Origin of the sequence: Pseudomonas sp. Pf153 (genome assembly GCF_001269775.1) — a bacterium.
Classification (GTDB): Bacteria; Pseudomonadota; Gammaproteobacteria; order Pseudomonadales; family Pseudomonadaceae; genus Aquipseudomonas; species Aquipseudomonas uvaldensis.
This window is the reverse complement of record NZ_LHVL01000006.1, coordinates 179,839-205,894: the sequence shown is the minus strand read 5'-3', so window position 1 is coordinate 205,894 and position 26,056 is coordinate 179,839. Positions and strand designations below refer to the sequence as shown.

The 26,056-nt window shown below is 62.0% G+C and carries 17 protein-coding genes; 11 read left to right on the top strand and 6 right to left on the bottom strand.

The genetic code is table 11. The features are described from left to right. Positions 1 to 60: 60 nt before the first annotated feature. The 4 genes from AD666_RS26940 (at position 61) to AD666_RS01710 (ending at position 3,930) form a co-directional block, all read left to right on the top strand. Positions 61 to 825: a methyl-accepting chemotaxis protein gene (locus tag AD666_RS26940; protein WP_371259560.1), complete on the top strand. Its 765-nt coding sequence runs from the start codon at positions 61 to 63 to the stop codon at positions 823 to 825. Positions 826 to 1,033: 208 nt separating this feature from the next. Further along, on the top strand, positions 1,034 to 2,155 hold the full coding sequence (locus tag AD666_RS01720; protein WP_053146934.1) for a glycosyltransferase family 1 protein: 1,122 nt from the start codon (positions 1,034 to 1,036) through the stop codon (positions 2,153 to 2,155). Positions 2,156 to 2,170: 15 nt separating this feature from the next. Further along, positions 2,171 to 2,938, top strand: coding sequence for a DUF2334 domain-containing protein (locus tag AD666_RS01715; RefSeq protein ID WP_053146932.1), 768 nt, complete (start codon positions 2,171 to 2,173; stop codon positions 2,936 to 2,938). Then, positions 2,935 to 3,930 carry a lysylphosphatidylglycerol synthase transmembrane domain-containing protein gene (locus tag AD666_RS01710; protein WP_053146930.1) on the top strand — a complete coding sequence of 332 codons (996 nt, stop codon included), beginning with the start codon at positions 2,935 to 2,937 and terminating at the stop codon, positions 3,928 to 3,930. The genes AD666_RS01715 and AD666_RS01710 overlap by 4 nt, the downstream gene beginning before the upstream one ends. A 12-nt stretch (positions 3,931 to 3,942) precedes the next feature. Here the strand turns inward: AD666_RS01710 and AD666_RS26575 are convergent, their stop codons facing one another. Continuing rightward, positions 3,943 to 4,113, bottom strand: coding sequence for a hypothetical protein (locus AD666_RS26575; protein ID WP_172679577.1), 171 nt, complete (start codon positions 4,111 to 4,113; stop codon positions 3,943 to 3,945). Between the two features lie 86 nt (positions 4,114 to 4,199). Continuing rightward, positions 4,200 to 5,048, bottom strand: a complete 849-nt coding sequence (gene purU, locus AD666_RS01705; RefSeq protein ID WP_039591673.1) for a formyltetrahydrofolate deformylase — start codon at positions 5,046 to 5,048, stop codon at positions 4,200 to 4,202. 310 nt (positions 5,049 to 5,358) lie between these two features. Between purU and mvaT the strand changes: the two genes are divergently transcribed. Further along, positions 5,359 to 5,733, top strand: a complete 375-nt coding sequence (gene mvaT, locus AD666_RS01700) for a histone-like nucleoid-structuring protein MvaT (protein ID WP_371259559.1) — start codon at positions 5,359 to 5,361, stop codon at positions 5,731 to 5,733. 80 nt (positions 5,734 to 5,813) lie between these two features. Here the strand turns inward: mvaT and sbcB are convergent, their stop codons facing one another. Beyond that, positions 5,814 to 7,241 carry an exodeoxyribonuclease I gene (sbcB, locus tag AD666_RS01695; protein ID WP_053146927.1) on the bottom strand — a complete coding sequence of 476 codons (1,428 nt, stop codon included), beginning with the start codon at positions 7,239 to 7,241 and terminating at the stop codon, positions 5,814 to 5,816. A 198-nt stretch (positions 7,242 to 7,439) separates the two neighbouring features. Here sbcB and AD666_RS01690 point away from each other — a divergent pair, with 198 nt between their 5' ends. The 6 genes from AD666_RS01690 to AD666_RS01665 all read left to right on the top strand — a co-directional run bounded on the left by AD666_RS01690 (position 7,440) and on the right by AD666_RS01665 (position 14,218). Beyond that, positions 7,440 to 8,165 carry an RDD family protein gene (locus AD666_RS01690; RefSeq protein ID WP_053146925.1) on the top strand — a complete coding sequence of 242 codons (726 nt, stop codon included), beginning with the start codon at positions 7,440 to 7,442 and terminating at the stop codon, positions 8,163 to 8,165. Continuing rightward, the gene (locus tag AD666_RS01685; protein ID WP_053146923.1) at positions 8,162 to 9,136 is read left to right on the top strand and encodes a stage II sporulation protein M; all 975 of its coding nucleotides are present in this window, start codon (positions 8,162 to 8,164) and stop codon (positions 9,134 to 9,136) included. The genes AD666_RS01690 and AD666_RS01685 overlap by 4 nt, the downstream gene beginning before the upstream one ends. Continuing rightward, the gene (locus AD666_RS01680; protein ID WP_053146921.1) at positions 9,123 to 10,661 is read left to right on the top strand and encodes a DUF4129 domain-containing protein; all 1,539 of its coding nucleotides are present in this window, start codon (positions 9,123 to 9,125) and stop codon (positions 10,659 to 10,661) included. The genes AD666_RS01685 and AD666_RS01680 overlap by 14 nt, the downstream gene beginning before the upstream one ends. Then, the gene (locus tag AD666_RS01675; protein ID WP_053146919.1) at positions 10,658 to 11,821 is read left to right on the top strand and encodes a DUF4350 domain-containing protein; all 1,164 of its coding nucleotides are present in this window, start codon (positions 10,658 to 10,660) and stop codon (positions 11,819 to 11,821) included. The genes AD666_RS01680 and AD666_RS01675 overlap by 4 nt, the downstream gene beginning before the upstream one ends. Continuing rightward, positions 11,818 to 12,822, top strand: coding sequence for a MoxR family ATPase (locus AD666_RS01670; protein WP_053146917.1), 1,005 nt, complete (start codon positions 11,818 to 11,820; stop codon positions 12,820 to 12,822). Before AD666_RS01675 ends, AD666_RS01670 begins: the two co-directional genes overlap by 4 nt. 64 nt (positions 12,823 to 12,886) lie before the next feature. After that, positions 12,887 to 14,218 (top strand): DUF58 domain-containing protein, encoded by a 1,332-nt coding sequence (locus AD666_RS01665; RefSeq protein WP_053146915.1) that lies wholly within the window; start codon positions 12,887 to 12,889, stop codon positions 14,216 to 14,218. Between the two features lie 2 nt (positions 14,219 to 14,220). On the opposite strand, the gene AD666_RS01660 is transcribed toward AD666_RS01665, so the two are convergent. The 3 genes from AD666_RS01660 to AD666_RS01650 all read right to left on the bottom strand — a co-directional run bounded on the left by AD666_RS01660 (position 14,221) and on the right by AD666_RS01650 (position 26,049). Further along, complete coding sequence (locus tag AD666_RS01660; protein WP_053146913.1) at positions 14,221 to 18,276, bottom strand: hypothetical protein; 4,056 nt, start codon at positions 18,274 to 18,276, stop codon at positions 14,221 to 14,223. Then, the gene (locus tag AD666_RS01655; protein ID WP_053146911.1) at positions 18,273 to 22,394 is read right to left on the bottom strand and encodes a neuraminidase-like domain-containing protein; all 4,122 of its coding nucleotides are present in this window, start codon (positions 22,392 to 22,394) and stop codon (positions 18,273 to 18,275) included. Before AD666_RS01655 ends, AD666_RS01660 begins: the two co-directional genes overlap by 4 nt. Positions 22,395 to 22,461: 67 nt before the next feature. Then, positions 22,462 to 26,049, bottom strand: coding sequence for a Tc toxin subunit A (locus AD666_RS01650; RefSeq protein WP_053146909.1), 3,588 nt, complete (start codon positions 26,047 to 26,049; stop codon positions 22,462 to 22,464). Positions 26,050 to 26,056: the final 7 nt, after the last annotated feature.

Here is a 26,056-nt window from a genome sequence, read left to right as displayed (position 1 = left end):
TCCGCCACCGAGCATGTCAATGAAGTCGCCCTGCGCGTGGTGAGCGCGTCGAACTCGTCGATGGTCAACTCCGACGAACAGTCCAGTCGCACCAACAGCGTGGCCGCAGCTATCAACCAGTTGGGTGCCGCCGCCCAGGAAATTGCCCGTAACGCCGCCCAGGCCTCCCATCAGGCCAGCGATGCCCGCGGCCTGGCCGAGGATGGCCAGCAAGTGGTGGAACGAAGCATTGCCGCGATGAACCGTTTGTCCGACCTGCTGAGCGCCTCCAGTACCAATGTCGAAACCCTGAACAGCAAAACCGTGAACATCGGGCAGATCCTGGAAGTGATCACCAGCATCTCCCAGCAGACCAACCTTCTGGCTCTCAACGCGGCCATCGAGGCAGCCCGGGCCGGCGAGGCCGGACGCGGGTTCGCCGTGGTGGCCGATGAAGTGCGCAACCTGGCCCATCGCACCCAGGAGTCGGCACAACAGGTGCAGACCATGATCGAGGAATTGCAGGTCGGCGCCCGGGACTCGGTCACCACCATGAACGACAGCCAACGCCATAGCCAGGAAAGTGTGGAGATCGCCAACCTGGCGGGCGAACGCCTGACCAGCGTGACCCAGCGCATCGGTGAGATCGACGGCATGAACCAATCAGTGGCCACGGCCACGGAGGAACAGACTGCCGTGGTGGAATCGATCAACGTGGACATCAACGAGATCAATACCTTGAACCAGGAAGGCGTGGAAAACCTGCACGCCACACTGCGGGCCTGCTCCGATCTGGAGCGGCAGGCGGCGCGGTTGAAGCAGTTGGTGGGCAGTTTCAGGATTTAGCGCTCTTTAGGGCCTTTCGCGAGCAAGCCCGCTCCCACAGGGATTTTCAGTGGACGCACACTTTGTGTCCAAAGCAGATCCACTGTAAGAGCGGGCTTGCTCGCGAAGAGGCCCATCTCACGCTGCATGACTCACTGACCCCCACCACAACCCCAACCGAACATCTATTCTTCATAAAGGTCAACAAAGGAGAACACAGACCGGAGGGATGTTCATCGTGCATATAGCGGACATAACCATGTTCTACGCCCCCGCCAGTGGAGGGGTGCGCACTTACCTGGATGCCAAGCACCGGCGCCTGGCGAACCGGCCCGGAATTCGCCACAGTCTGTTGATACCCGGTGCACACTTGAGCGAGCAGGACGGGATCTACAAGGTACCGGCCCCTCCTCTTCCCTTCGGCAAGGGCTACCGCTTTCCACTTCGCCTGGCGCCCTGGCGCAATGCGCTGCGCGATCTGCAGCCGGACCTGATCGAGGTCGGCGACCCCTACCTCACCGCCTGGGCCGCCCTGGATGCCCGGCGTCAGCTCGACGTGCCCGTCATCGGCTTCTATCACTCCGACTTGCCATTATTGGTGAGCAACCGCATGGGCAACTGGTTCACCCCCAACATCGAAGCCTATGTCAGCAAGTTGTATGGCAATTTCGACCGCGTCCTGGCGCCGAGTCAGGTCATGGCGGACAAACTGACCGGCCTGGGCGTCAGGAATGTCTTCGTACAGCCCCTGGGTGTCGACCTGCAAACCTTCAACCCGGCCGCCCGGGACCCGGAACTGCGCGCCGAGCTGGGAATCGCCGAAGACGCCCGCCTGTTGATTTTTGCCGGGCGCGGCTCCAAGGAAAAGAACCTGCCGGTGTTGCTCAAGTGCATGAAACGCCTGGGCGAGCGTTATCACCTGTTGTTGGTGGGCTCCTCGATGCCCGCCCTGGTTCCGGACAACGTCACCGTCATCGACGAGTTCTGCCCGGCACCACAGGTCGCACGGTTGATGGCCAGTGCCGACGCCCTGCTCCATGCCGGCGACCAGGAGACCTTCGGCCTGGTGATCCTCGAAGCCATGGCCAGCGGTATTCCTGTGGTGGCGGTCGCGGCCGGAGCCTTCACCGAAATCGTTCACGAAGACTGCGGCCTGCTGTGCATGCCCAACAATCCACAAGCGATGGCCAACGCCGTGCGTCAGCTCTTCAGCGAAGGCTGCCAACGACGCGGGGCGCTGGCACGTCGTCATGTGGAGCGTCACTACGCCTGGGATTGCGTGGTCGACAGCCTGCTGGGGCACTACTACGCCGTGCTTGGCGAGCAGATGCCGCTGCTGGCCAATGGATAGGGCGAGGGTGTGTCCATGAATCAGACGCCCAGCCTGCTGCTGGTGTTGCACGACGTGGCGCCGCAAACCTGGCCTGACTATCGCCCCTTCGTCGAAGCCGTCGACGCCCTCGGCCCGATACCGATGACCTGGCTGGTGGTGCCGGACTTCCACCACACCAATGCCCTGGACCACCATCCGGCCTTCAGGCGCCTGCTCGACCACCGGGTTGAACGCGGCGACGAACTGGTGCTGCACGGTTATTACCATTGCGACGACGGTCCACCGCCCCTCCACCCCAGGGACTGGTTCATGCGTCGGGTCTATACCCATGAAGGCGAGTTTTACCAGCTGTCCGAGGAAGCAGCCCTCACCCGACTGCGAGCCGGTATCGAGCTCTTCCAGCGCTATCAATGGCCGCTGGAAGGTTTCGTCGCCCCGGCGTGGCTGATGAGCGAAGGCACCCGCCAAGCCTTGCGCCAGTTGCCTCTGAGCTACACCAGTGACACGCAGCATCTATACCGGCTGCCGGACTTCTCGGCGATCGACGCCCCCGGGCTGGTCTGGAGCGCCCGCAGTGCCTGGCGCCGAGGGTTGTCGAAAGTGGTCAGCGATCAGCGCGAACAGCGCTGGCGCAAGGCACAGGTGATCCGCCTGGGCCTGCATCCGGTGGATATGCGTCACGGTTTTTCCCGGGATTATTGGCTGCGCACCCTTGAGCGGTTACTCAACGAGGGACGCGTGCCGATGACCAAGGCCGGTTGGCTGGCCGCCCGGGATCCGCGGGTCAGCAGCGCCGCATGAAGAGGCTGATCTGGCTGATCGCCGCACTGCTCACCGCATTGCTGGTGCCATTGTTGGTGGGTGGCGGAGAAATGTGGTCACGTGTGCAACGTTTCCCGTTGTCGTTGCTGTTGGCCATGCTCGGCATGATCGGGCTTTGTTGGTGTCTGAACGCATTGCGCCTGCGCTTGCTGCTGGGCGAACACCGGGCACGCCTGGGCAGGCTCAACAGCATCGGCGTGGTGATGTCCACCGAGTTCGCCATGTGCGCCACCCCCGGCGGCAGCGGGGGCCCATTGACACTGATGGCGCTGCTGGCGCGTAACGGCGTTCGACCTGCCCACGCCAGTGCAGTGTTCGCCATGGATCAATTGAGCGACCTGCTGTTCTTCCTCTGCGCCTTGCTGGGGATCCTGATATACGCCGTGTTCCAGAACCTGAGCCAGCGCATGGAATGGATGCTGGCACTGAGCGCGATTTCCCTGTTTGGCGGGCTGTTCGGCTGTGTGCTGGCGGCCCGTTACCATCGCCGCCTGATCCTGCTGGGCGCCCGCCTGTTACGGCATTTGCGTGTGAAAGCGACCACCCGTCGACGCTGGGGTCGCAAGATCCTGCATTTCCTCGCCGCGTTTACCGACACCCTGAAACTGCCACGCCAGATACTTTTCCAGGTCTTCGGCCTGACCTGTGTGCACTGGGCCTTGCGCTACAGCGTGTTGTATCTGGCGCTGAAAGGATTGGGGGCGGATCTGCAATGGGCCTGGAGCTTCCTCATCCAGATGCTGTCCCTGAGCGCAGGGCAATTCAGTCTGCTGCCGGGGGGTGCCGGAGCGGCGGAGGTAACGTCGGCGGCGCTGCTGGCGCCCATGGTGGGCAAATCCACCGCGGCGGCGGCCATCCTGATCTGGCGGGCGGTGACCTACTACTTCTATCTGGTGGCCGGCGGGCCGGTATTCTTCCTGATGGTGGGCCGGCCGCTGATCAAGAAGCTGATAAAACTCAGGCAAGCCTGAATTCGCAGGTCCCTACTGGGGTTCGGGCTCGTCCTCTGGATGGGTTTGTTTCCATAGCTCGGCGGCGTCGGGAAAGTCCGTGCCGTCTTCCGGGCTTAGTTCTTCAGGGTCGTAGCGGCTCAAGCAACCTTCGCCGAGGGTCGCGGGTGCCTTGGAGGTGGCTTTGTCCAATGGGTCGTTCATGGCGTGCCTCACAAAAAAGGGCCGGACAGCCCCATCTTGCCAGCAAATACGGTGGGAGCCGAGCGTGCTCGCTCCCACAGGATGGATCAGAACACCACGGTCTTGTTGCCGTGTACAAGCACTCGGTCTTCAAGGTGATAACGCAGGCCACGCGCCAGCACCATCTTCTCGACGTCCCGGCCGAAACGCACCATGTCTTCGATGCTGTCGCTGTGACTGACGCGCACCACGTCCTGCTCGATGATCGGGCCGGCGTCCAGCTCTTCGGTCACGTAGTGGCAGGTAGCGCCAATCAGCTTCACCCCACGCATCGAGGCCTGGTGGTACGGCTTGGCCCCGACGAATGACGGCAGGAAGCTGTGATGGATGTTGATCACCTTGTGAGCGTATTCGCTGCACAGGGATGGCGGCAGGATCTGCATGTAGCGGGCCAGTACCACTACTTCGGCGTCGTGCTGCTTGACCAGCCGCGACACTTCGGCGAACGCCGGTTGCTTGTCCTGCGGATTGACCGGTACGTGGTAGTACGGAATGCCGTGCCATTCCACCATGCTGCGCAGATCGTCATGGTTGGAAATGACGCAGGCGATGTCACAGTCGAGTTCATCGCTGTGCCAGCGGTGCAACAGATCAGCCAGACAGTGAGACTCGCGGCTGGCCATCAGCACCACGCGTTTTTTCTGCGCGGTGTCGGTGATGCGCCAGTCCATCGAGAACTCTTCGGCAATCGGTGCAAAGGCCTCGCGAAAGGCCTCGATGCCGAAGGGCAGCGAGTCGGCGCGGATCTCGTGACGCATGAAAAACCAGCCACTTTGGTTGTCCGAATGATGGCTTGCTTCAGTGATCCAGCCGTTATGAGACGCCAGAAAGTTACTGACTTTAGCAACGATACCGACGCGGTCCGGGCAAGCGATCACCAGCCGAAAAGTGCGCATTAGGGAAACTCCAGAACTTCGCAAAGGCGGCCATTCTAGCCATTGCGCGGCAAAACTGCAGTATCGATGACGCACCTGGCCCCTCCGCCCCCCTCACGGCAGCGCCGTACCGGGACGGGGCCGCGTGCTATATGTGTGAACAGATGTGAAAAGCCTGCCAGCGTATTTAACTGCAACCGCAGTTTTTGTGGTCTGGCACTAGTTAATTAAATAAAACCCGCTTAAATGTTTACTTGATGAAACTGTCTGATTACTATTGCCACACTGTCTCCTTGTCACCAGCGTCCTACATAAGGTAGTCCTCATGTCCATGATCCTCACCGAATACAACGCCACAAAACAAGCCATTGAAGAATTGCAACAACGTCTGGCAGACCTGTCAAAAGACGACAAACTGCAAAAAGAACTGGAATTCGAAGGCAAATTGCGCACTTTGATGGGCGAATACTCCAAGTCCCTGCGCGACATCATTGCCCTGTTGGATCCAGAAGCCAAGTCGGGCAAAACAACTCGTGGTACCGTGAAAACTACCGGCACCAAACGCGCTCGCAAAGTTAAGCAATACAAAAACCCGCACACCGGCGATGTCATCGAAACCAAAGGTGGCAACCACAAGACCCTGAAAGAGTGGAAAGCCAAGTGGGGCGGTGACGTGGTTGAAAGCTGGGCCAAGCTGCTGGGCTAAGCCCCGAGCTGCTCTCCCCGGGCAAAACAACGCCAGCGATCGCTGGCGTTTTTTATGGCGTTTACTTTAATAATGGCCGCTCAAAGGCTTAAACGCTTGCGCAATTGCTGACTATAACCTTGCCATTCCACGAGGGCCTCTCGCTGCAAGGGTGTGGCCAGGGCCATCCACTCTCCCATCGCCCTGTCAAAAGTTTCCAGAGTGTTTGGCGCCCCCCATTGCGCAGATGACAGGCGCTGTCGACAGAACTGTTTCCAGCGTTCCTGCTCTTCGGGATTCAAGGTGTCCGGGAAGTTACGCGCACGATATCGAAACAGCAATTCCGGCAGGCGCTCATCATCGAATAGCCACCGCTCTCGCGCCAATTGCGTCGGGTCCGCCAAGCGGACTTGTTCGCATAAGCGACGATCACGATCACCGAAAAAACCGCTGTACAACTGTTGTTCCGGATCTTCACTGGCCGTGAAATCCTCGCGGCCATAAATAGTCTGAAGTTTTTCCTGCCAGATCTGCTGTGCGTCATTTAGCCGCGATGCCCGCTGCCGCAGACCATTCATATCCAGTTGCAACCGTTCCAGGTCTTCGGCGCGTAGCACCGACAGGGGCGCGACCACCGGGCATTTGTTGACATGGATGAGCTTGAGAGGCACCGGCAGCTCACTTTCGAGCAACTCTTCGCGACGGGTATACAAACGTTGGCGCAACGTCTCAGCTTCCAGCTCCAGCAAGCCCTGAGGATCCAGATGCAAGTCGCAGACGATCAGGGCGTTACGGTTTTTCGGGTGCCAGGCCAGCGGCAGGACCACACCGATGTAGTTTCGCGCAGCGGAGAAACGCCCGGAGACATGTACCAGCGGTTGCAACAGACGGATCTGGTCCAGCACTTTCTGCTTGGCACGCAACTGGAACAGCCAGTCGTAGAGCCGTGGCTGTTTCTGGCGGATCAGACGGGCCAGTGCAATGGTCGCCCGCACATCCGACAACGCATCGTGCGCCTGGCCGTGATCAATGCCATTGGCGGCGGTCAGGCGTTCGAGCTTGAGGCTGACGCGGCCATCTTCCTGTGGCCAGACAATGCCTTGCGGGCGCAGTGCGTAAGCGGCGCGCACCAGGTCAATCAGGTCCCAGCGGCTGTTCCCCCCCTGCCATTCGCGGGCGTACGGGTCGAAAAAATTCCGATACAGGCTGTAGCGGGTCATTTCGTCATCGAAACGCAGTGTGTTGTAACCGGCTCCACAAGTGCCCGGCATGGCCAGTTGCGCGTGGACACGGGTCATGAAATCGGCTTCGCTCAACCCTTGCTCCGCGAGGCGCGCCGGGGTGATGCCGGTGATCGCACAGGCAGCCGGATGAGGCAGGATGTCATCGCTGGGCCGGCAATACAGATTCACCGGTTCGTCGATTTCATTGAGTTCAAAATCGGTACGGATACCCGCCACCTGCAAGGGGCGATCGCTCCTCGGGTCGATACCGGTGGTTTCGTAGTCGTACCAGAAGATGGAAGTCACGGCCTGTTCCTGAATTGAAGACTGGCGAAGTCTAGGCGCCCTGACCCGGGCCCGACCAGTGTTCCTGCAACTTTTGAAATCCTTTTGCTCCCCCCTTGTGAGCAAAGCATTAAATGACAGGCATCGTCATATCGTTTGCGCGCACGAAGACTGCTAGCATCTGCGGACGTTCGAACCGGCCCATCACTCAGGTAGCCCATGCTCGAGACACCAGCACTGCAAAGGAACGCGTCGCTACCCCCGCCCCTGGACACGCGATATCAGGTCGAAACGCCCGAAGGCATCGACCTGCCGCTGCGCCCGGCGGGGCTGATGCCTCGTGCGCTGGCCTTCGCCATCGATCTGGGCATACGAGGTCTGACCCTGGGATGCCTGTTCTTCATCCTGGCATTTTTTGGCGAACTGGGGATCGGCCTGGGGGCCATCCTGTTGTTCGTGGTCAGCTGGTGGTACATGGTGCTGTTCGAAGTGCTGAGACAAGGGCGTTCCCCCGGCAAGCAGATGATGGGTCTGCGTGTGGTCCAGGACGACGGCCGGCCGATCGGTTGGTCGGCCTCGCTGATCCGCAACCTGTTGCGCTTCGTCGACCTGCTGCCCTTTGGCTATGCCTTCGGCGCCGTCTGTTGCCTGCAGCATCCGGCCTTCAAGCGCCTGGGAGACCTGGCGGCCGGCACGCTGGTGGTGTATCGCGAGCAGCCGGTCAAGCGCCCCGCCCTGCCGCAGGCGCCGCCCTTGCGGCCACCTTTTGCCTTGAGTCTCAATGAACAGCGTGCCGTGCTGGGGCTCGCCGAACGCCAGGCCGAACTTTCCGATGCCAGGGTCAATGAGCTGGCGAGCATCCTCGCCGCGCCGCTGCACGTGCCACCCGCCCGCGCCGTGGCCGAACTCAATGGCATCGCCCGCGGCCTGTTGGGGCCACTATGAAGCAAAGTCTGTTCGAAAACCGTCACCAGGAAGAATGGGAGCGCCTGTCCCGACTGCTCGATCAATTGGAGCGCAGCCGCAACGTCCCCCAGAGCAGCGACTTTCCCCACGCCTACCGCCGGCTCTGCCAGCACCTGTCATTGGCCCAGGCGCGAGGCTACAGCAGCCTGCTGGTCGATACGCTGCAGCAACTGGCGCTGCGTGGGCACCAGCAACTCTACCGCGACCGCAGCAGGCCATCGGCCGGCCTCGCGATGTTTATCCTGGTCGGTTTCCCACAACTGGTTCGAGAGCAATGGCGCTTCGTGCTGGCCGCCTGCGTGATGTTCCTTGGCAGCCTGGTCGGCATCGGGCTGCTGGTTTATCTGTTCCCCGATCTGGTCTACAGCGTGCTGGGTGCCGAGGAAGTCAGCCAGATTCGCAGCATGTACGATCCGGCCGCCGGCCACCTGGGGCGCTCGATCGAACGGGCCGCCAGCGAGGACTGGGTCATGTTCGGCTATTACATCATGCATAACATCGGCATCGCCTTTCAGACGTTCGCCAGCGGCATGATGTTCGGCCTGGGCAGTGCATTCTTTCTTTTCTTCAATGGCCTGACCATCGGTGCGGTGGCCGGACACCTGACCCAGATTGGCTCGGGGGGGACGTTCTGGTCGTTCGTGATCGGTCACGGGGCCTTCGAACTCACCGCCATTACCCTGGCCGGCGCCGCTGGCCTGCAACTGGGCTGGGCATTGATCGCCCCGGGGCGCCTCACCCGGGGCGAAGCCCTGCGGCTCGCCGCACGCAAAAGCATATCGATGATCGCGGGGGTGACGTTGTTCCTGCTCATCGCCGCCTTCATCGAAGCCTACTGGTCCTCCAGCACCGTGACGCCCGCCACCAAATACACGGTCGGCGCCTTGTTGTGGTTGCTGGTGTTGAGCTACCTGCTGTTTGCCGGACGGGTACGCCATGCGGCTGAGTGACGCCACCGTAGCCATTCGCCCGCGCACCGCTTGGGAAGCCATGGACCTGGGCATCCTGATGAGCCAGCAGCATCGACGTCTGCTGATGCTCAGCTGGGCCATCGTCACGCTTCCGGTCTATGCGCTGCTGTCCTTGCTGCTATGGGATTCGCCGTCCCTGGTGGTGCTGGTGTTCTGGTGGTTGAAGCCAGCCTTCGACCGTCTGCCGCTGTACATTCTTTCCAAGGCATTGTTTGGCGAAACGCCCACGTTGAAGCAAGCCTTGCGCCAGTGGCTCACGCTGCTCAAACCCCAATTGTTCGCCAGCCTGACCTGGCGACGGCTGAGCCTGAGCCGCAGTTTCCTGATGCCGGTGGTGCAACTTGAAGGGCTTGCCGGTGAAGCGCGGGCACAGCGCTTGCGAGTGTTGCTGCAACGCAGCGGCGGCGCAGCGCAGTGGCTGACCGTGATCGGCGTGCATCTGGAGATGGCCCTGTGGTTCGGACTGATGGCCCTGTTCTACCTGTTCGTGCCGCAGCAGGTGGAACTGGAATGGGACTGGCAGGCATTGATCGCCGTCGCCGAGAACGACTGGCTGTGGTTCGAACATCTGATCAACTTCCTGTATCCCCTGCTGCTGATTCTCTGGGAACCGGTGTATGTCGCCTGCGGCTTCAGCCTGTACCTGAATCGGCGCACGATCCTGGAGGCCTGGGACATCGAGCTGGTGTTCCGACGCCTGCGCCAGCGCCTGAGCGGCGTTGCCCCCGTGCTGATGCTGCTGGCCCTGACGCTGCTGCCACTGACGCCTGTGACCTGGGCCGCCGAAGACAACGCCGCGCCCGACAGCCCCCGACTGCTCAATCAGCCCCTCACCAGCGAGGCGTCCCGAAACAGCATCGAAGCGATCCTTGAGGCTCCACCGTTCAAGAATCCGGAGACCGTGACCCGTTACCGTTTTGGCGAGGACTCGGAAGAATCCACCGAGGCCGAGGAACCCTCGGGCTGGCTCAAGGCATTCTTCAAGTGGCTCGGTGGCCTGCACTTCGAGACCGCCGCCGCGACCATCCAGGTCCTGCTCTGGGCTTGCCTGGCGGGAGCGATCGTCTGGCTGGCCTGGCACTACCGTGATCGATTCCAGGCCCTGCCCGGTCGCCGACGGACCAGGCGCCCGTCCACAGAACCACCGGTGCCGGCTCGCATGTTCGGCCTGGACATACGGGAAGAAAGCTTGCCGGACGATGTAGCGGCCAGCGCCGAGCAACTGTGGGCCACAGCCCCACGTGACGCCCTGGGCCTGTTGTACCGGGCCCTGCTCAGCCGCCTGCATCATGAATTCGGTGTTGCCCTGAAAGCGGCCGATACCGAAGGCCAGGTACTGCAGCGTATCGAACAACTACAGCAGGAGAACCTGTTGGCGTTCAGCAAGCTCCTGACCCTGCACTGGCAGAATGTCGCGTATGGGCATCGCACGCCACCGCCCCCTCTGCAACAAGCGCTGTGCGACGGTTGGCGCGGGCTGTTCGGTCCGGGAGCGGCGCGATGAGCCGGCGCGTCGGACTGCTGGTCGGAGTGTTGGTGGCCGCGTTGGTGCTGGCCTTGTTCGCCTACGTGAACGCCAAGGCGGTGCCCTATCAGGAGACCATCGACCACGGCCCCTCCCCCGAAGCCCAGGCCAACCCCTACCTGGCCGCCGAGCATTTCCTGCGCCGGCAAGGCATCAATGTCGAACATGCCAATAGCCTGGACATCCTGCCCACCCTGGAACCGCGCCAGCACAGCCTGTTGTTGCTGGGGGAACGCACCGACATGACGCCGCGGGAAGTCGAGCAGGTGATGAACTGGACCCGGGCCGGCGGGCGATTGCTGTTCGTTGCCGAAGCCCTGTGGGATGAGCGCACCAACAGCAGCGGCGATCTGCTGCTGGACCGCGTGAGCCTGCACCAACTCCTGAGCGAGGATCTCAAGGACCCGGAGCCGGCTCCCACCGAGGACCGCTACCCCGAGCTGACCAAGTTGTACCTGGAGGATGAAGAGGCGCCTGCGTATGTCGGTTTCGACACCGACTTCCACCTCGAAGACCCCCACAACCTTGCCCAGGCCTGGGCCAACAGCGCCAAGGCCACCCACATGATGCAACTGAACCATGGCCTGGGTTCGATCACAGTGATCACCGATGCCGAGCTGTGGAAGAACGATCGAATCGACCAGTATGACAATGCCTGGCTGCTCTGGTACCTGAGCGCCGACACGGACGTGACGCTGCTGTTCAACATCGATCACGACAGCCTGCTGACCTTGCTGCTGCGTTATTTTCCTCAGGCCCTGGTGGCGCTGGCAGCCTTGGTCGCCCTGTGGCTCTGGCATTCGGCGATCCGCCATGGTCCGCTGCAACAGCCGGCCCCCAAGGCCCGGCGCCAACTGGAGGAGCATGTGCAGGCCAGTGCGGTGTTCCATTTGCGCCATGCCGGCCAGCAACACCTGCTGCACAGCCTGCAACAGGACGTGATACGCCGGGCCCGACATCGTCATCCTGGCTTCGAACAACTGGCCGTGGCCGAGCAATGGCAGGTGCTCTCGCGCCTGACGCGTCAACCCACCAGATCCATCAGCCACGCCCTCGCCCCCCGGCCGAAACAGCGCCTGTCCAGCGCAGAGTTCTGCCGCCAGGTCGCCCATCTGCAAACCCTCAGGAATGCCTTATGACTGAACAGAACGAACCGGTCGACAGCCAGGCTCACGCCGCCCAACAGCGCCAGCGCGCCAGTCAGCTGGCCCAGGCCATCCGTACCGAGCTGCACAAGGCGGTGGTCGGCCAGGCCGCGGTGATCGACGATGTACTCACGGCGTTGATCGCCGGCGGTCACGTCCTGCTCGAAGGGGTTCCCGGATTGGGCAAGACACTGCTGGTGCGCGCCATGGCCCGCTGTTTCAATGGCGAATTCGCCCGTATCCAGTTCACCCCCGACCTGATGCCCAGCGACGTCACCGGCCATGCGGTGTATGACCTGCAGACCGAGCAGTTCAAGTTGCGCAAGGGCCCCGTCTTCACCAACCTGCTGCTGGCCGACGAGATCAACCGCGCACCGGCCAAGACCCAAGCCGCGTTGCTCGAAGCCATGCAGGAACGCCAGGTCACCCTTGAAGGCCGTGCCCTGCCCATCGCCCAGCCGTTCATGGTGCTCGCCACCCAGAACCCTATCGAACAGGAAGGCACCTACCCACTGCCGGAAGCCGAGCTCGATCGCTTCATGCTCAAGGTGCGCATGGACTACCCGGACGCCGATCAGGAATTGAACATGGTGCGTCAGGTCAGCCGTTCGACCCGGGCCGACATGCTTGACGTACAACCCCTGCGCACGGTGTTGCAGGCCAAGGACGTGCAGGCGCTGCAGCGCATTGCCAGCGACCTTCCGATGGACGACCAGGTGCTCGACTACGCCGTGCGCCTGGCCCGCACCACCCGCAGCTGGCCAGGCCTGACCCTGGGCGCCGGCCCTCGCGCCTCGATTGCGCTGGTGCGTTGCGCCCGGGCGCGTGCCCTGTTGCGCGGCGGCGAATTCGTCGTGCCGGACGACATCAAGGGCTGCGCCCTGGCCGTGCTGCGCCATCGGGTGCGGCTGGCGCCGGAGCTGGACATCGAAGGGCTGTCGGTGGATCAAGTGCTGGGCCAACTGCTCGATCAAGTGCCGGCGCCGCGGTTGTGAAGATGAACATCGCTGTCGGATCGACCGCGTCGAGCCTTGCTCCCACGGTCGCGGGGACGCGTCGATGAAGCCCTCGCGCCTGCTATTGGCGTGGCTGGCGATCCTGCTGGCCGTCGATATCGTGCTGGGGGCGTTGCGAGCGTTGGGCATTGTGTTGCCAGCGTCGGCCCAATCGATCAGTTGGGGCTTGCTGCTGGCCTTGTTGGCCCTGGCGATTCTCGACGCCGTGCGCCTCAAGCGTATGCCTTCGCCGCGAGTGCAACGGCAGATGCCGGGTAGCCTGGCCTTGGGTCGCTGGAGCGAAGTCCACCTGGGCATCACCCACGATTTCCCCCAGGCGCTGGACATCCTGGTCTTCGATCATGTCCCCGACGGCCTGGCCTTCGAACACCTTCCGCTGCCAGTGGCGCTTCAACCGGGCCAGCCCAGCCAGGCCGGCTATCGCCTGCGCCCACTCAAGCGCGGCCACTTCATCTTCCAATACTGCGAGGTCAACCTGCCAAGCCCCTTGGGCCTGTGGTCCGACAAGCGCCTGCTGGCCGCGGCCGACGAGATCCGGGTTTATCCCGACTTCGCCAGGCTCTACGACGGCCAGCTTCTGGCAGTGGACAACTGGCTCAGCCAGCTCGGCGTCCGCCAGCGTCAACGGCGAGGCCAGGGGCAGGATTTCCATCAGTTGCGCGAGTTTCGCGAAGGCGACAGCCTGCGCCAGATCGACTGGAAAGCCACCGCCCGCCATCGCACGCCCATTGCCCGCGAATACGAAGACGAACGTGACCAACAAATCATTTTCATGCTCGATTGTGGCCGGCGCATGCGCAGCCAGGACGGCGAGCTGTCGCATTTCGATCAGGCGCTCAACGCCTGCCTGCTGCTCAGCTATACGGCGCTGCGCCAGGGCGATGCCGTGGGCCTGAGCGCGTTCGCCAGCGAGCAACCGCGCTACCTCGCCCCGGTCAAGGGCACCGGCCAGCTCAATGTGCTGCTTAACAGCGTGTACGACTTGGACAGCACTTCCCGCCCCGCCGACTATCAGGCGGCCGTCACCGAACTGCTGGCCCGGCAAAAACGTCGGGCTCTCGTGGTACTGGTCACCAACCTGCGCGATGAAGACGACGAAGACCTGCTGACGGCCGTCAAACGACTGGGCCAGCAGCATCGGGTTCTGGTGGCCAGCCTGCGGGAAGAGGCATTGGACCGACTGCGCGAAGCGCCGGTGCAGACCTTACCCGAAGCCCTGGCCTATTGCGGGGCCGTCGAGTATTTGAATGCACGCAATGAACTGCACGAGCGCCTGAACGCCCATGGCGTGGTGGTGTTGCAAGCCCGGCCCGGGGAGCTGGGGGCCGAGCTGGTGACGTTGTACCTGGGGTGGAAAAAAGCCGGGAATCTATAGGATCAATGCTCCACCTTGAACGGTAGCCAGCGAGGCGGCAGGTCAGGGCTTCGAAACTCCAGCTCGAATTCGCCGAAAGCGCCTTCCCGTGGAATGATCGACCAGGACAAGGGCACCGTGGTGACGGACCGTGGGACGTGCAACTCTGGCTCAAACCGCAGCCCGAGGGCTTCAGGAGGGAAGCCATACAACGAAACACTGGTTTCGTGAATCAGGTTACTGTCTTTCCTGACTTTCAATTCCAGCGTGCTGGGCGCCGTATCCTTGATGATCATTTTCCAGTTGACCAGATCGTCCATGTCGATCGGCCGCTCGTCCAGCCGAAGCGTGAATTCCTGAACCCAGGAATCCTGTGTTCCCGTGACCCTGGACTCCAACCGGGCTGCCTCCCACCCCTGCACGCCCCTGACGGATGCACTCAAGACATAACGCCCAATCCTCGGCGGTAATTCGAATGTGATCCGCGCCTTGCCAGCCGCATCGGTGGCGACCGGCACGAGCACAACGCCCTTGTAGAACCAGTGCACCCGTACCCCCTCTACCGGCTCGCCGCTGGCGGCACTGACCACCGTGGCCTCGGCGCTGACTTCTTCGCCCGGCGCATTCTCCAGGCCCGAACCGGTCAGCTCCTGTATCACACAGGCCTCATGTACGAAATAGGTAAACTCAACGACCTCGGTTCCACCGACGGCACGGGCAGTCACGGTGCCAGGCCCGGGCGCCGTTGCCGTGAAACCGAAACGCGCTACACCGTAGAAATCGGTGAATGTCGTTGCCTCCTCCATGGCCTCGTCGGTGCTGTTCCAGGACACCTGAACATTTCGGGCAGGTTGGCCGGACAACGCATCGGTCAAGGTGATTTCAAAGAACAACCCTTCGCCCCAGTCGACCACCGTCGGCTCCTGGTTCGTTGCGGCCATGACATCCACAGGCAGGTGGCTGCCCAGGGAAAACGCATTCAGCGGCGAGCGGGCCAACAGGCGCGAAGCGGACAGTTGCAGGTAAAACGCCGCATCGGTCCGGTCAGCGGCCAACATACTGAGCGGCAGGCCGGCAGCGCTCAATGGGCGCGATACGCCCAGCCCTACCGGCCCGAACGACAATCCCGTGTCCAATTCATAGGCGCCATCGAGCCCCAGCGTCAGCGCCTGGTTGAGCAACGGACTGTCCGGCGGGGCCGAGAGTGTCAAGTCCAACCGGCCTTCGCGCCGGGGAAAGAAAGTACGCTCGCCCCAGCGCTGTTCTGCGCCGGTACCGACGCTGACGTTCAGATCGAGCCAGGGGTCTTCCTGATAGGCAAACACCGAAAATGTATGTTCGATCTGGGTCGCATCATAGGGGTTGATGACGGACGCCTGGACCTCCTGGCTTCCCGCGTTCGTCGGTTGGTAACTGCGCTGGGCGATACCGTCCACGGCGCTCAAGGACACCTCCCCGTCGTCCCATTCCACGCTGACATCGTTTGCCGGCCTGCCGGTGAACGCCGACAGGTATCGCACGGCCAACCGTGCGCTTTCGCCCTTGCTCAACACCGGGTCGGTCGCCACGTCGTACGGCGTACCGATCACCACTTTGTTGTGGGCCAGCTTGAACCCGAAGGCCGACGGTTGGGTAAAGCCATCGACATCCCGGAAAGTGGCATTCCACCAACGCTCCGCGGTTTCGGTCGTTGCCGTCAGATCACAGCGATAGCGAACGCCACCCGCCGTCATGGGAGCAGGCTGCGCCAAGGACGGGGTGATGACCCATTGCGGCGGCAAATCCGGCGCCATGACGGTTTCCAGCAGCAGCCCATGCAGGCCTCCGAGGTTGTTCGTCGGTTGGACCGTGAGCTCGTGGGTCGCGCCGATGCACGGGTACAACGCGACATCGTCCGCCCAGGGCTTCTGCACCTGGTCGAAGACCAACCCGATCTCGGTGGACAGGTCCTGGGGCAGCGAACGAAACGCCAGGTCGCGTGGCTCCATCCCCGTGGAGATCACCTGCAGGTCAAATACGCCGCTGGTGTCGACCGCCAGTGCGTCGACATTCCATTGCGCGCCGCTCGCGGTGAGGGTGACCGGGGATTCCATATTGGCGATGACGATTGAACGGACGGCGGCCGGATCACGCCAGCGCAGGGAAACCTCCTTGCCGATCAATGGGCTGCCGGACGCCACCGCGAGACGAAACGCATACGTCTGCCCCATGCGGCACACCGCACCCGCCCCCACCCGATCGACCGCTGCTTCATCCAAGGTAAAACTGCCCGTCTTCCAGACGCTGGTGGGCAGTGTCTGGATCTCGAAGTCGTGCTTGAGCTGCGGTGCACCTTCCCGAGGGTTGACCCGCGCCGCGAGGGTGTAATCCCCATGCACCGTGGGTCGATCGATCACACTGGCCCAGCCGTCCACGCCGGTGAAGGTCCGCTGGAGCCCCCCGGAGGCGTCCCACTCCACCGGCGCTCCGGCAACCGGCTGGTCACCTGCCTGGGTCACCACCCGCAACATACACCAGACATAATCCCCCTCGTCCACCACCGGCACCCGGTTGGGCCCACGCACCTCGCCAATCTTGAGGCTGTGGCGGGCCAGCGACATGGGATTGACCACGGTCGGCCTCAACAAATCGGCGCTCCCCAACCGCAAATTGAACTGGCCATCGGTCAGGTCCTGGCAATCGAGGCGCCAGACCAAAGGGGTGCTGGTGACCGGAACCGGCTGCATCAAGGCCGGCTGGACCGTCACGCCCATGTCCTCGGGGGGGTTGCCTTCCCAGGCCAACCAGACATGACGGTTGAGCAACGGGCTGTCGGCGGCGAAAGAAACCTCCAGCCGATACGACGCACCACGGTCGGGATAACCGGTGTTCTCCCCCCACGGCGCCGCGTCCATGTTGGGGAATTTGACTCGTGCCGTCTTCAACGGGTCCGTGGCATGAGCCTTGACATTGAAGGTGTGTGCCGTGTTGCCCTGTGCATAGAACGGGCTCTCGACCCGGGCCTTCACCGCGAGCGTGCCATCGCGCTCGGGGGTGAAATCGAACCACGCCTCGCCGCCTTCGTCGGTCTTGTCGACGGCAAGCACGTCCTCGCCCAACAGCCAGGTCACTTCGCGCTCGCGCATCGGCAGGTCCAGGTAATAAGACTTCACCCGGACGCCCAGTCTGACCGATTGAGCGTACTCGACCACCGGTTGGTAAGCCGGGTCCAGAATGGTTTCGACCACGAGTCGATGATGCCCGAGCGAAACGGCAACCGGATAAACCTCCGCATGGTACTTGCTGTAGATGGACAGGTTGAACTGCTGGGTGTCATCCGAGACCGGTTCAGGGCAATCCACCTGCCACGCCGTTTCGATCGTTTGGTTCTCTCCCCATTCGGGCGAAATCACCACCGCCTCCAGCGGGTTGTCATGGCTCCACAACAAGGCGTCGGTGCCGGTCCAGGGGCTGTCCGGCGCGGGTTGGAAGGACACTTGGTGGCGCTTGCTGCCGGTCGCTCCATGACACAGGTAAAGCAAGGGCTCCCCGGTCGGGGTGAACGCCTGGCCATCATTGACGATGCGCGCCAGCACCAGCGGCTCCAGCTCAAGGTGCAAATCGATCCGGGCGACAATCAGGTCCACGGTCGTCGAGGCTTGAGCCGGGCTGAGGATGACGAACTCGAAAAGATCCTCGCCCTCGACATCGAACTCGATCGACGCCGTGATGGGTGTGAGGCTCAATGCCTGGGTTTCAGGCCCCCCCCGGTTCCCCGTTGCAGGCAACGGTATTTCCAGCTGGTCTTCGGTTCCGCGCCGGCGCAGGATGAAAACCCCCGAATCAGCATGGCGGTTGTCGTAGAGGAAGCTCAAACGATAGCGCGCCCCGTCTGATTGCGGGGCCGGCGCAGGCAATGTCTGGGTAATCCCCGAACCTTTGTAAAGAGACATGTAGAAGATGGGCTGTCCTTCCCATTCGCCTTGCTTGCGTCTGTAGTTGTATCCTGGCGCACCGGCGCTCTCCCAGTGGGAAAAACCCAGGTCGAAATGCCCGTTGAGGAGGATATTGGTCCTGGTGTTGACAGGTTCTCTGTTCATCGTTGCAACCTCTGGAGCGCTGAAAGGTTGGCTGCTCTCACTTTGTCCTGGACATACCGGGAAAACGCCGGCCCCCCCACCTTGGCCGTGTAGCGCACCTTCACGATGACGTCGTTCAGGGCCTCCAGTTGCCTCTTCTGCCGGTGCTGCTCGCCATCGAACCAGGGGAAGGACAGCGTCCAACGGGACACCGCGCCAGTGTTCTCGAACGTATTTCGCAAGCCCTCATCGGGTTTCAGCGCCGCTGCGCCAAAATCGTCCAGGCCGATGGAAATGGCCATCTGTTCACCGCTGCTGATATTGAGCAGCACATCGGCCGGTGGCAGGGAACTGGCCCCGTACAGGTAGTCCAGCGACTCGAGGGAGGGCTTGATCGCGGTGGCGCTGCCGACCTGCGTCAGCGTTGCACAGATGTTTTCATAAGGGCCGAGCAGGGTCGGCAACGTGACATCCACGGCGCTGATCTGGCGGCAGTAGTGGTTGTGGTAATCGCGATCGAACAGCAGTTGGGACAGTCGGAAATTCAGGGTGCCGGTGTTTATCAAGTCATCTCGCGCTTCGGCCCAGCTCGGGTAATCCGACTCTGAATCGATACCGTCATCGAACAGTCGGCGCAGGGATATGGTCTTGACCATTTCCAGGCGTCGCTCGTACCGCAGCAGGTAATCGGCTTCCATGCGCAACAGATCGAGGCGCAACGCGTCTCCGGCGGTCAGGCCGTAATAATTGTCCAGCCACGCATCGGTGCGTATGTGGGTGAGATCGAACTCGGCGGTTTCCAGTTGCAGTGCGCTTTGGGCACTCAAGCACAGGCTGACGACTTGATCATAGGCCTGATAGTGCAGGGTCTTGCATTGCCCCAGATACCAGCGGTACAGCTCGACACGGGTGGCGCGGGTGAGCAGGAAATCATAGAGCGCCTGGTTCTGCGCATTCATCCTGAGGGTCTGGTCCAGACTGGCCTCGGCGGCATAGACCGCATGTTCCTGGGCCTTGATCTGTTCATTGATCATCGCCAGCTCCGCGGTGGCCTGATCGCGAACCAATCCCCAGTCCTGACGGCGCCGCCGATAGCTTTCTGAGGTGGCATCCTTCTCGGCATCGTTGCGCACGACCTCGGCCGCGACCTGGAATCCATAACCGACGGCTCTCGGCAGGCTACCCGGCTGGTGCCCGCCGTTAGCCAGGCCGAACACATTGGGAAAGGCGTCGACGACCGCACCGGCCATTTGCATGGCAGTACTCAGCGACGTCAGCAGTTTAGTGGTGTCGAGAGCCGCCATGACCTGGTATTCACTGTTGGAAATGTTCTCGACATACAGTCTCGCGAAATGGGTTTGCCGCTCCTCGGTCAAGGTGCGACTGCTGTGCAGGGCCGCCAGGGTGTCGCGCAATTGAGCGAGGTTTTCTTCCTGCACCGTCCTGACGAAGGTACTCAGCTCGGTCAGGTGGCGCTGCTGCAACAGTTCCTGCTCGCCCCGGTCCTGCTGCTCCAGCAGGCGCATCACCTGATTGCCGCAATCCTGCAAGTACTGGGTGGCCCGGATGGCGGTATCGAACAGCGGGCGCCAGCGAAACGCCGCAACCCGCAAGGGCCCGCCCAAGGGACGTACGGGACCGCCACCACCGGCCGCCAGATTGTTGAGCAGGTCCGAAGGATTGATCGTGCTGAACAATTCGATGGAAAGCGGTTTACCGTCGATGGTCAGGTTATTGCGCAGGTTGTACAGGCGCTGGGCCGGTAACTCATACAGTTGCAACAGCCGCTGGCTGACCGGCAGGCGGAAACGTCCGGTGCCGATGACGCCGGGGTCTTCGAAAAAACGGGTCCTGACCGGCAGCGAACCCGACTCCAGCACCAGCGCCTGTTCGAATGCCTTGAGTGCGGCGCTATCGTCCAGTTCCTCCACCAATTCCGCCAGCGTGGCGGGCGTCCACTGGCTGAGGGTCTGCATGTCAGGTGCGGCGCCCATCAGGTTCTTGGCCCGCAGGTATTGCATTTTCGCCGCCGCCAGGCTGTCCCGTGTCAGTTGCCGGTAGAGCCAGTCACCCCACGCCACGAGGTTGGCGACATAGTCGAGGAAGATCAGTATCTGGTAATGCCGGGGCGTCGAGTATGCTATCGCGTCGGGATCGGTCGGACTGTCGGCTTCGCATCCCACGTCGCCTTCGGCACTGGACACATTCAGCGGTCGGCAACGCCAATAGCGCGGCTTCGGATTCGCCCTGCCGGCATCCGCATCGGAGGGCGCTTGGGGATCGAAGATGAAATGCAACCATTGCTGGGCTTCGACAAAACGCTCTTCATCCTTGAGCCGCGTCGCCACCAAGTGGGGCAGATGAAAGAACAGCTCCCAGAAAAACAGCCCGTTGGCCCCGTCGAACGGTCCATTGGGCTCGGCCGCTCCATCGGGCAGTGGAGGCTCGTCGGGAAACTGGGTGTCCCAATCGAGTACGGCATCGGTCGACACATTGGCGCGCGTCACCAGCTCAGCACCGATCAGGGTATTCAGGCGAGCGTACTTGAGGGTCAGGGCCGGGTCGTTGAGGTGCAGGAATTGGGCACCCCGTGCGTTGGTCTTGTGCACCGAGGGCAGGCGAGGTTCGACAGGCAGGCCCTTGAGCTCCAGCACGAAGGTCTTGCTACCAAAGCCCGCCGGACCTTCCAGGATGAATGTCGCGGTCAAACCGGCAAAACTATCACGCTCATATTTATTCCAAGCAAATGACCAGCCGCCGTTGTCGGAATGCGACTCGGTAGCGGATGGCGGGTCACCACCCGAGGGGAATTGCACCGATATCGTGAAAGCCTTCGATTCGCCTTCCCTCCCGGGCACCAGAAGGGCACAGTGCGGTTGGAAACGCAGTTGTTGTTTGCCTGCGCTCGTTGTCACCACTGTTTTGAGCGTGAATTTTTCTACCAGCGGATTCGCGCCCACCGATACCGTTTCTGTCATTCTGGAAAATCCCGCGGCCCCCACTCGCTGCTGAAGCGTTGATGGATTGGAGAAGCGAACCATGGCCAAGTGATCCATGATCGGCTTTTCGTCGCCCACTTTGCGAAACAGCGCGTCGCGCGTTTCATAGATGTCCACCGGACCGGATCGTGACCCCAAGAACACCGGAGGGGTCACCGCATTGGTCAAATGCACCGCCAACCGCCCCTTGGGGTACAACGGGTCCACATCATCGCGCAGCATCACCGCCACCAGCCGGCAGTTCGGGCTGACGTCCTTGTCGAACTCCGACAGGTTCAGCCGTATCGGCGGCGACCACTTGCCGTCCAGCGTGATGAAGGCCACCTTCAGCTCAAGCTCATAGGGCTTTTGCAAACCACCGTCGCCATCGAACAGCGCCTGGCGCCACTCGGCCCAGACCATGCACAAGCGCCCTCCCCAGAAGACCAGCCGGTTGTCGAGCACTTGCACATCGGCGGGAATATCGACGGGTTGCCATTCGCTCCAGGCCGCCGGATTGATCGCCTGGGTGTCGGCGTCCAGCTGGACGTCGGCCTTGCGCCAGAAGTAACGATAGGGCGCAATCCGCTCCCGCCCCACCAGGTAATAATCGGCACGACGGGCATCGGCACCGTCGACATAGCCGTTGAGCACATCCAGGTTGCACACCTCTTCGAAGGCACGCAGGTACTGCTGGATACCCGACTGCACGGAATCGGTCGTCAGCCGGGTCTGGTTGAGGTTGTTTTCCAGCGCCCTGAACAGGCTGGTCTTGCGGATGCGCGCATAAGGGGTGATGTAGTCCTCGGGCATGCACTTGAGCAATTGGCTGGCGGCCCATAGCGGGTATTGGCTGGCGATGTCCCAGTCTTTCAGGTCCTTGCTATCGAATTCCCGCTGGGTATAGCCCGGTTCGAGCTTCTGGTAGACGGCATGGATGTACTGCTGGAAACAGCTGACCGCTTCGGCAACCCAGGTGGTCTTGACCTGATGGTTATCCAGGGGGTCGGTGCGCAGCCACTCCAGCAGATCGTCCGCGGTTTGAATCGTCGGGTATCCCTTGTTGTCGTCCTGGTCTTCGATCTGCTTGATACCCAAGGCACATTCGATCAACGCATCGCGGCGCAGGGCGGTCGCCCGGGTGATGTTTTGCGTGGCCATTGCCCTCTCCTGTGAGTGGGGGGCACTCGTCAAGGCAACGAGTACCGTGGTGCTGGAGAAGCGTGCTTCATGAGATGAATTCGACGGGCATAAACAGCAGGCTCAGGTCATCCCTCCTGACTATCGGTGCGTCGACCTTAAGCGGTGCCGTGCTGGTGAACGTCACGTCGGTTATCCCCTCGGCGTTGGTGGTGCCCAGGACAGGGATGTCGTAAAGCGGTTCGAGCTCCCAGCTCACCGGCTCATGGGCAACCGGGTTGCCGTAGCGGTCGTGCAAGTGCGCCCGCAAAGTAACGTCGGTGCCGACTTTTTCCTTTGTGACAACGAAATCACCCTCCACGCTGGCAAACTCGAACGTGGAAGGATCGTTCCCCAGGGTGATCGTCACCGCCGGCTGTGGCTCCCGAGCGTCGAGCCGGTAGCTGATCAGGTCGCGTCCCATCGTGGTGCCGGCATGCACGGTGACGATGGCCTCACCCTGATCAGTGGTCGTGGACTTCGGCGGATCGATACGGCACGACCTGGATGTCCAGTAGATATTCACGTTCTTCTGCGCCACCCCTGCCAAGGTGACCTTGAGGGTCAGTTGCACCGTTTGATTGCTGTTGGCGACCAGCTCGGTGCGATCTATCGTGGTTTGAACCTCGACCCGATCACCGGCGGCATGAAGGCCGTACAGGGGTGACGTCCGCTGGGGATCGGCCAACTGAGCGGTAACCTGATCGGCCAGGGCCTGGTAGGCACTGAAGGACGCATCCGGAGGCAACAGGCCCATCTTCAGGATCGTCGACGCGTCCAATGTGCTCTGCTGCGAAAACCCACGCAGGCGCGTGAACAGGTCCAGGTGCTGCAAGCTGCGGATGTAACCTTGCCCGGGATTGACCCGGTCGGCGCAGGCACGCACTTCCTCGGCGCTCCAGTCGAAAAGCTCGGCCAGCAGCTCGGCGGCGTGGGCCTGCACCAGCCTCAGCCCGTCGCCGGACAGGTCATTGGGCAGTCCGTTGACCACCTGCAGGTAATCGAGCAACTGCGACTCGGGTTTCTGGCTGAGGGCCACGGCACGGTTGTAGACCGTCAGGTAGTACAACGCGCTTGGCGTGAAGGGCGCGTTGGCGGGCACCGGCTCGACACCGTCACCGATGGCAAGGTAAAGCGCCAGGAATTCCGCGCTCAGCTTGAGGGTTTTCACCACGTCGCTGCGGTAGCTGAAACCCACCAGCATGCCCAGGAAAGGATCGCCAGACTCGTCGTCCCGCCGATCATCCCTGGTCGATTCGACCGTCGTCGGACCGCCCGCTACGTAGGAAAGCACCTCATGGACCGTACTGCCTGACCAGGTCAGCACTGGCAACGCCAAGGGGGAAGACAGCTCGCCGTACACGCCCAGGCTTTCCTGGACCACGCTACGCTGGCTGGCGCGGCTGCTCAGCAATACGCCGACGATCTGCTCGACGGTCTGTGGGTCGTCCCGATCGATCACTTGCCGCACAATGCGCTCGACCATTTCCCGCGCATAGTCCTCGTAAGGCAGATCGGCGGAGTCGTTGCGGTGGATTACCAGCCCGTGCAGATCGGCCAGCTCGTACAACTGCTGGGTCCATTGCCGGTCGTTGGACAATGGCGCGACACCGGCCATCCGCAGCGCGGCCTCGGTAAACAACGCGGGCGCAAGCTGCGAACGGATCTGATCGAAGAGCCGGATCTGTGCCTGGGAAGGCTCGGTGGGAGCGGACACGGACTGGGTGTGCTCAACGGTCCAGGCCACGTCCAGTTTATTGTCGGCGCACCAACGAACCCAACCTTCCAGGCGTTGAATCGCCGCCAGGACGTCCGCTGCCTGGCCGTCCGCGCTGATCACCGGCTGGCCAAGCAACGCACCGAACCCTGACTCTCCACTCAACCGATTGAGAATTTCCACCGCCACATTCGGCGCGATCCCCAATAGCTGCGGCAACCTGGCCATGCGGTAGAAACTGGACAATACCGACAGGCTGCGTTTGAGTTCGGTCAGCTCCTGGGCGTTGGCGATCAGCGGGGCCAGGTTGAAATAGGTGGCCAGGTCGATGTTCAGGCCGCCGCAAATCTGTGCCACCGTCAACGCATCGGCTTCGGTTTCCGGCACCAGTGCGAACGCACCGTCGTCCATCAGCAACGCAGGGGTCGAGAGTGTGTCGCGGTTGAACACCCGGTCGAATTGCGAAAGCTCGCTGCCACGACCGAACACCGAAATATCGCCCACGAAGACCGCGAACGCCTCTGCCGTGCACTGATAATTCTCCTGGAGCATCCGGAACAGCCCCAATGCCCGGACGGTACTGTCCGTCATCCAATAATCCGGCGGTTGCGTTTGCGACGAACCACTGCCCAACGCAGCGGCATTCAATTCGGCACCGATGATCGCGCTCAGCAGCGCATCGGTTTCGTGGCTGGGCAGCCGCAGTGCTTTGTCCAAGCGGATCTTGCGGTTGAGACGATCGATCCTGTCGGTTGTGTAGATACCTTCTTCGGAAATAAGCTTGATGATCCTGTTGGTCGTTTCGTCGCCGCCATACCTGATGAACATCGACGGCTCTGCCAGCCCATTGTTGACGAACACCGAACCCGAATGCCCGGGCGTGAACCGGGCATCGAGCATCAGCGCATGCTCGGACAGGGTGGGGGCAAACGATTCGACGGAGAGCAACGCTTCCAGTCCGGATTGAGTCAGCTGGGTCCGCTGGTTGAAAAAGAACGTCTGGTTCAGGTTTTGCGATTCAATATCCGTGCGCGCCGCGAAATTTTCCTTGAAATAGCTTTCCTGATCGCCCCCCGGGAAAGGCGATGCTTCCAGCATGAGTTGTCGCAAGGCCGGACTCAGCCGGGCCGCCTGGGTGAGTGCGTGGCCGCTGGTGTCTCCCCAGGGCAGCGAGCGCAGGAAATAGGGAAATGCCGGATCGCACCAGCGCACCACCGTGCCCAGAGAGATCTCCAGGTCCCGGGTCAACTCATCCAGCGTGGTCCAGGGATGATGGTAAGGCAGCCCGTTGGGATAACGTCGCCGGCTCAGTTTCTCGTCCAGGTTGCCGCCCCCGCCGAGGGAGTCCGCGATGGATTTTTCCAACACGGCGCTGACCACCTCGACCGACGACACTACGCGGTGGGTCGTCACCGGATCGATGCGCAGCAGGTCCAGGTCCTTGCGCCGCAAGGTCAGCGCATAAGCATCGTTGGCTTCCGACGGCACGAGGCGCCGTTGCGACCAGTGCTTGAGCCACACCGCGTAGGCCACCGGTGAATGGATGGCTTCGATTGCGTCCGATGGGCATTTGTTGCCGAAATTGGGTTTGAACAGCCCTTCATAAGTGGGTCCGTCAACTAACGCCAGCAAGCCTTGGCGCAGGTGCGAGAGCAGCGGCTCGTGGCGGGTCAGTTGGTCCTCGATGAAGCTCCTGAGCACCCTCGTCGCCAGCCCGTTGAGACGCAAGGCGAGCGCCTCGGCGTCTTCGCGTTCCAACTCGTACTCGCTCATCAGCCCGGCCACGCCTTTGCGTGCCAACGCACAGACCGAACCACCCGCTGCAAAATACTGCTCAAGGCCGGACAGTGGTTCGGACTGTCGCCCAGCCAGCAGTTGTTCGCAGAAACGACTGGCGATTCGAGCCGGAGAATCTTTCATCACAGTG